Consider the following 6,419-nt stretch of genomic DNA (forward strand, 5'->3'; position numbering starts at 1 on the left):
GCTAAATCCATACAAACTGCATGAAGATGTTTTGCATATACTTTTGCATAATCTGTATTTTGCTTACGAAGTAACTTAATTTGACTTCGCTGTTCTGACATTTTCATGTTTTTATTATAACAAGTATAATATTCTTTTCTTTGAGCTAAATAAGTATTATAAAGGAGTTTACATAAAAAACTATCTCTTTCTATATCTGCTATTTGTTCTTTTGTAGGATATATTTGAATTTTTTTGCATAATATAATACTATTTTCATTTTTCTTCTTGAACCCCATCTTCCAAAACTCCTTTATCTCTTTATTTTTCTGAAAATTTTCCTATTAAATACATTAACATTGCCTCTGATATTAAAACATCGTAAATATGTAAATTATTTAATAGGTTTTTGTATATTTTTATAGGTTTTCATCAACTGTTATAATCACCTCCTATTTCTTTTTATCAAAAATAAAAAGACTCCTCATCATTTAAGGACGAGAAATCCCTACCACCTTAATTCGCACAAAAATGCCTTTATCCACTATAACGTGTGGAATTCGCCGAAGCTTTTGACCTCGAAGTTCCAGAGTGTATTTCATCTAACCATGTACTGTAAATCTTTCACCAACCGATTTACTCTCTAATATTGTAACCATGGGGACTACTAAACTCCTTCATCACTTTATATCAATTATATTTTTTCTCATTTTATCATAATTATAAGTTTTTTTGCAATAAATAGTGTAAAATTTTTTGGTTTACTTACTTTTTCATTTTTTGCCGTTTATTACACTAATGTTACAAATGACATTCTTCGTAAAATTTATAGATTAAACAAAATTTTGTGTGTTATAATATACAAGATAAGGAGGGAAATAGGATGCGAAACGAAAAATCCACAAAAAAAAGTAAGGAAAATAAAAACAAGAAAAAAATAAGTATTTTTAGAACAGTACTCCTTACTTTTATCATCTTATTTATAACTGGAACAGCATGTGGTCTTGGTATAATATTTGGAGTAATAAAAAATGCTCCAGCAATAGATCCTAACAACATTGAAGATATGCTGGATGAAAGTTCTTTTATATATGATAAAAATGGCAATCTAATAGAAAAAGTCCACGGAACAAATTTTAGAAGTATAGTCACCTTAGATAAAATTCCAAAACATTTACAAAATGCTGTTATATCTATTGAAGATGAAAGATTTTATGAGCATAACGGAATAGATATAAAAAGAATATTCGGTGCACTTTGGTACGATCTTAGAACACTAAGTAAAGCACAAGGTGCAAGTACTATAACCCAACAACTTGCAAAAAACATGTATACTTCTAGCGAAAAAACTTTAACAAGAAAAATAAAAGATGCTTATTATGCTCTTGAAATAGAAAAGCATTTAAGCAAAGATGAAATATTACAAACATATCTAAATACTTTTTACTTAGGTAGAGGAGCAGTAGGAGTACAAGCTGCAGCTCAAACTTATTTTTCAAAAGATGTAAGTGAACTAACACTTGCAGAATGTGCAATGATTGCAGGTATTACTAAAAACCCATCTAAATATTCTCCATACATTACAGCGAGATTAGATGGTAGTGAAAATTTAGATGAAATAAAAAATCTATTAGTATTTTATCCAAAAACACCTAATACAACTCCTGCAAGTGAAGTTGAAAAAAATATGTTTAAAAAATTACTTTCTAAAGGACTTATAGATAACTTCCAATATGACCAACTAGCAAAAGAACAAATTGTAGTTAGAAAAGCAATATTAAATCCTGAATCTAAAAAAAGACAAGAACTTATATTAAAGAAAATGCTAGAACTTGGCTATATAACTGAATCTGAATATGAAGAAGCTAAAAATGAACCTATTGTAATAAAAATAGGCAATAAAAAAGCAAGTAATGTATCTTCATATTTTGTAGATTTAGTAAAAGATGAAGTAATAGATGCTTTAATTAAAAAAGGATTCAGCGAAGACGAAGCTAGAGATATGCTTTATAATGGGGGCCTTAGAATATATTCAACTATGGATATGAACATGCAAAAAATACTTGAAAAAGAATATCAAAACAATGCAAACTTCCCGGGAACATTTAAAGATAAAAACGGAAATATACAACCTCAATCTGCTATGGTAATAATGGACTACCACACTGGAGAAGTTAAAGCTTTAGTTGGCGGAAGAATGCTTGGCGGAAGTAAACTTTTTAATAGAGCTGTAAATCCAAGACAACCTGGTTCTTCTATAAAACCTTTAGCTGTATATTTACCAGCTCTTGATAACGGAATGACAGCAGCTACTCTTATAGAAGATAGCCAAGAAAACTTTAAATACACCTATCCTAATAACTGGAAACCTAAAAACTACGCAAATAGATATAGAGGTGTCATTACATTAAGAGAAGCTGTTCAACATTCTTCAAATGTATGTTCAGTAAAAACAGCTGAAATGTTATCATCAAGTCTATACTCTTCTATAGAGATGATGATTGACTATTTAAAAAATCTGGGAATATCAACTATAGTTACTACCCCTGGACATAACGACAAAACATTCTCTGCGTTAACTCTTGGAGGTATGACAAAGGGAATAACACCACTTGAAATGACTGCAGCTTACGGAGCAATCGCAAATAAAGGAACATATATAAAGCCTATATTCTTTACAAAAATTGAAGATTCAAACGGAAAAATTTTATTACAAAGCAAGCAAATTAAACATAAAATCGTAAGTCCCCAAACAGCTTATATAATGACTGATATCCTAACAAGTGTAGTAACTTCAGGAACAGGAAGACGTGCCAGACTATCTAATATGCCTGTTGCTGGTAAAACAGGAACTACTAGCGATAATCACGATGCATGGTTTGCTGGATACACTCCTTACTACGTTGCTGCAACATGGATAGGTAATGACTGGAATCAATCTCTAAAAAAAGGAAGTTCTATGGCAGTTTCACTTTGGAAAAAAGTAATGTCACAAATACATAGCAACTTACCTAGAAAGTCATTTGAGCGCCCTAGTGATATTATTCAAAAAACAATATGTCTTGAATCTGGAAATTTAGCTACACATTTTTGCGAAAAAACAAAAACTGAAATTTTTGTAAAAGGAACAGAACCTAGTGAATACTGTGAAATACACACTCAACAAGAAGAAGATGAACTTGATGAAAATACAACTCCTTCAGATATAATAAACAAATGGTTATTTGATGAAAAAAATTCAAATGAAAACATTCAAAATAATATAGATGATAGTAATACAAATAAAAAAAATACTGATAACAATGAAAATATAGAAAATACTCTTTTTAAAAAAACAAACAAAAAAAATAAGAAAAATAAAAGCAAACCAACTAAAGATACCTCAGATAATAACAATACTGAAAATACACAAATCATAGAGAGCGATTAATTGCTCTCTATTTTTATGGTTTTGCTTTTGGAGTAAACAACAGTGACATTATATATCCAAAAAATACAGCTGCACCTATTCCTCCTGCATTAGCAGCAGTACCTCCTGTAAATGCTCCTAAAAATCCTTTTTTAGAAACTTCCTCTATAACCCCTTTTGCAAGTCCATATCCAAACCCCGGAAGAGGCACTGTAGCTCCGGCTCCTCCAAACTTTACTATAGGTTCATATAATCCTAATCCCGTTAATATAACTCCTGCTGTTACAAAACTAACCAATACATAAGGAGATGGTATTTTGAAAAAATCCATTAAAACTTGTCCTATAACACATATCATACCTCCAACCAAAAAAGCTCTTAAATATTCCATTTTATCACCACCTAATTTTCTATTACTACAACATGAGCAATTGAAGGAATACTTTGCTTCTGTAGTGTACTAGTTGGAGATAATAATGCTCCAGTAGATACCAACATCACTTTATTAAGTTCTTTATTTAAAAGTTTTTTATATATATACCCATTAAATACAGTAGCTGAACATCCACATCCACTTCCACCTGAATGAGTATCTTGTCTTTTATGATCAAATATTTCAATTCCACAATCCATATATACATTTGAAATATCATAATTCGCCTTTTGCATAAACTCCAAGAGAATTTGTCCTCCTATAATGCCTAAATCTCCAGTTGCTATTACATCAAAGCTTTCTATTTCATCCTTCGTATCATCAAAATAAGTTTTTATTGTATCATATGCAGCCGGTGCCATGGCAGGTCCCATATTATTTGCATCAGTAATCCCTCTATCTATTACCTTACCTGTCGTAATCCTTTTAATTTTAGGTCCTTTTCCACTTGAAGATATAACAGAACACCCCGCACCAGTAACTGTCCACTGAGCTGTCATCGGTCTTTGATTTCCAAGTTCTAAAGGAAATCTAAATTGTCTTTCAGCTGTACAAAAATGACTAGATGTTGCTGCAACTACTAAATCTGAATATCCTCCATCTACAATCATAGAAGCAAGAGAAATCGCTTCACTCATTGTAGAACAAGCTCCATACAATCCAAAAAAAGGTCTTTTCAAATCTCTAACTGCAAAAGATGTAGACATCAATTGATTTAATAAATCTCCCGCAAATATGTAATCTACTTGATTTAATACATAATCCGTTTTATCTATTGCCATTTTTATAACTTCTCTTACCATTTTACTCTCTGCAAGTTCCCAACTATCTTCTCCAAATAAATCATCTTCTAAAATTTTGTCAAAATAATCTTTAAGTGGACCATCACCCTCTTTAGGACCTACAATAGAACAAGCTGATATTATAACAGGACTATTTTCAAGCTCTATAGTTTGATTTCCCAATCTTTTTTTTGCCATATAATTCTCCTTTCCAACTATTTTCCTAAAAAATAATAAATCAGTCCCAATATTACAGAACTCCCTATTCCATATACAAGTACCGGTCCTGCTATTGTAAACATTTTAGCCCCAACTCCCAATACATATCCTTCTCTTTTATATTCCATGGCAGGAGATACTATTGAATTAGAAAACCCAGTTATAGGTACAATAGACCCTGCTCCCGCTCTTCTCCCTAAAATATCGTAAACTCCAACTCCAGTAAAAAATGCACCTAAAAAAATCAATGTTATAGAAGTAGAAGTTGAAGCCATTTTTTTATCTAATCCAAACCTAATATATGTATTTAATATAACTTGACCTATATCACATATAAGTCCGCCTACAACAAATGCCCATATGCAATTTTTAAAATAGGTAGGCTTTGGACTTTTTTTATCCACATATTTTTTATAATCCACACAAATCACCTCAATTTTAATATTGTCCAATTTATTATAGACCCAAATACTTTTCCAAATATAATAACCAATATGATGTACTTTGCTTTTCCATGTATTTTAAATCTTCTTTCTATTACAGGAATTACATCTATAGCTTCAGCAAGAGCTGAAGCTAAAAGCCCTATAAATATCCCATAAAATATTCCCATAACAACCAAAGTACAATTTCCTAAATTAAAAGTTATATTAGTAAGCGAAAATAAACTACCAAAAAAAGTTCCCGCTATAAGCATTAATTCATAGACTTTTAAATATCCATAACTATTTGTAATTTGACAAAGCCTTGGAATTATATCTAAAAGTGTAAGCAATGCCACTACTCCTGCCCCTACAACAATCCCTTCTGAAAAACCTAGTAACACTAAAAATGCTTTCAATGCAGCCTCCTTATTTTTCATTATTTTCTATAATGTAATTTTGCACTTCGTTTTTAAAAGCTGATACTTCAAGTTCTAAAGGGCTCGGCTCTGATTTTGAAAAATTAGGTATTAATTTATTGTAAAATGTAGCTACTCCTATACCAATCCCTAAAGAATATGGTATTTGAAGAAATAATAAATTTTCATCTTTACTTCCAGTTAATATCTTGAGTATAGTTCTATGAGATTCATTCATATTTACATCAGAATGAAAATTTATTATAGCCATACCAGCTCCCAAAAATAAAATAATACATACTAAAACAACTCTAATAAATAAATATTTATCTCGTTTGTCATTTTTAAAATATATTAATAAATTATTATTATCTAAAAAATTTATTTTTATGTTGTTGTTAAAACTTATTTTATTTATTACTTCTCCAAGTTCTATAACATCATAATCTTTATCTATATTTTCAAATTCTCTTATAACAACATCTTTTAACAATTTTTCTTTTTCGCTAGGATATATCTCAAATAAATCATTTAAAAAAATCTTATGTATATTTTTACTGAATTTTAAATTTTTTTTTGGTATTAAATATATCTCCATCAATTTTAAATCCCAGCTTTATAAAATCTATAAAAATCTAAATAAATATATAAAAATTATAGATTTTATTCATACACTCAATATTTTTACAAATATTAGTGTACATAATAGCATATCTCTACAATGCTATACCGCAAGCCAACGGTACTTTTGTTCAC

7 protein-coding genes are annotated in these 6,419 nt (G+C 29.8%); 1 reads left to right on the forward strand and 6 read right to left on the reverse strand.

Features of this window, described 5'->3' with window-relative positions:
• On the reverse strand, positions 1–278 hold a 278-nt coding region (locus BUA19_RS11145; RefSeq protein ID WP_178137501.1), incomplete at its 3' end, for a helix-turn-helix domain-containing protein.
• 584 nt (positions 279–862) lie between these two features.
• Here BUA19_RS11145 and BUA19_RS11150 point away from each other — a divergent pair.
• Positions 863–3,409, forward strand: coding sequence for a transglycosylase domain-containing protein (locus BUA19_RS11150; RefSeq protein WP_072726516.1), 2,547 nt, complete (start codon positions 863–865; stop codon positions 3,407–3,409).
• Between the two features lie 13 nt (positions 3,410–3,422).
• Here the strand turns inward: BUA19_RS11150 and spoVAE are convergent, their stop codons facing one another.
• Genes spoVAE through BUA19_RS11175 form a run of 5 tightly spaced genes read right to left on the reverse strand, consistent with a single transcriptional unit; the run spans position 3,423 to position 6,261 of the window.
• Positions 3,423–3,779, reverse strand: coding sequence for a stage V sporulation protein AE (gene spoVAE / locus BUA19_RS11155; protein WP_072726518.1), 357 nt, complete (start codon positions 3,777–3,779; stop codon positions 3,423–3,425).
• An 11-nt stretch (positions 3,780–3,790) separates the two neighbouring features.
• Positions 3,791–4,801 (reverse strand): stage V sporulation protein AD, encoded by a 1,011-nt coding sequence (gene spoVAD / locus BUA19_RS11160; protein WP_072726520.1) that lies wholly within the window; start codon positions 4,799–4,801, stop codon positions 3,791–3,793.
• Positions 4,802–4,818: 17 nt separating this feature from the next.
• The gene (gene spoVAC / locus BUA19_RS11165; protein WP_330389100.1) at positions 4,819–5,244 is read right to left on the reverse strand and encodes a stage V sporulation protein AC; all 426 of its coding nucleotides are present in this window, start codon (positions 5,242–5,244) and stop codon (positions 4,819–4,821) included.
• 5 nt (positions 5,245–5,249) lie between these two features.
• Positions 5,250–5,663 carry a stage V sporulation protein AB gene (locus BUA19_RS11170; RefSeq protein ID WP_084602064.1) on the reverse strand — a complete coding sequence of 138 codons (414 nt, stop codon included), beginning with the start codon at positions 5,661–5,663 and terminating at the stop codon, positions 5,250–5,252.
• A gap of 10 nt (positions 5,664–5,673) precedes the next feature.
• Complete coding sequence (locus BUA19_RS11175; protein WP_072726526.1) at positions 5,674–6,261, reverse strand: hypothetical protein; 588 nt, start codon at positions 6,259–6,261, stop codon at positions 5,674–5,676.
• Between the last annotated feature and the right edge of the window lie 158 nt (positions 6,262–6,419).

It is taken from the genome of Tepidibacter thalassicus DSM 15285 (assembly GCF_900129915.1).
Lineage (GTDB): Bacteria > Bacillota > Clostridia > Peptostreptococcales > Peptostreptococcaceae > Tepidibacter > Tepidibacter thalassicus.

Coding starts and splice junctions, on each gene's coding strand:
- BUA19_RS11150 (WP_072726516.1), top strand. CDS start 863: ATGCGAAACGAAAAATCCACAAAAAAAAGTAAGGAAAATAAAAACAAG.
- spoVAE (WP_072726518.1), bottom strand. CDS start 3,779: ATGGAATATTTAAGAGCTTTTTTGGTTGGAGGTATGATATGTGTTATA.
- spoVAD (WP_072726520.1), bottom strand. CDS start 4,801: ATGGCAAAAAAAAGATTGGGAAATCAAACTATAGAGCTTGAAAATAGT.
- BUA19_RS11175 (WP_072726526.1), bottom strand. CDS start 6,261: ATGGAGATATATTTAATACCAAAAAAAAATTTAAAATTCAGTAAAAAT.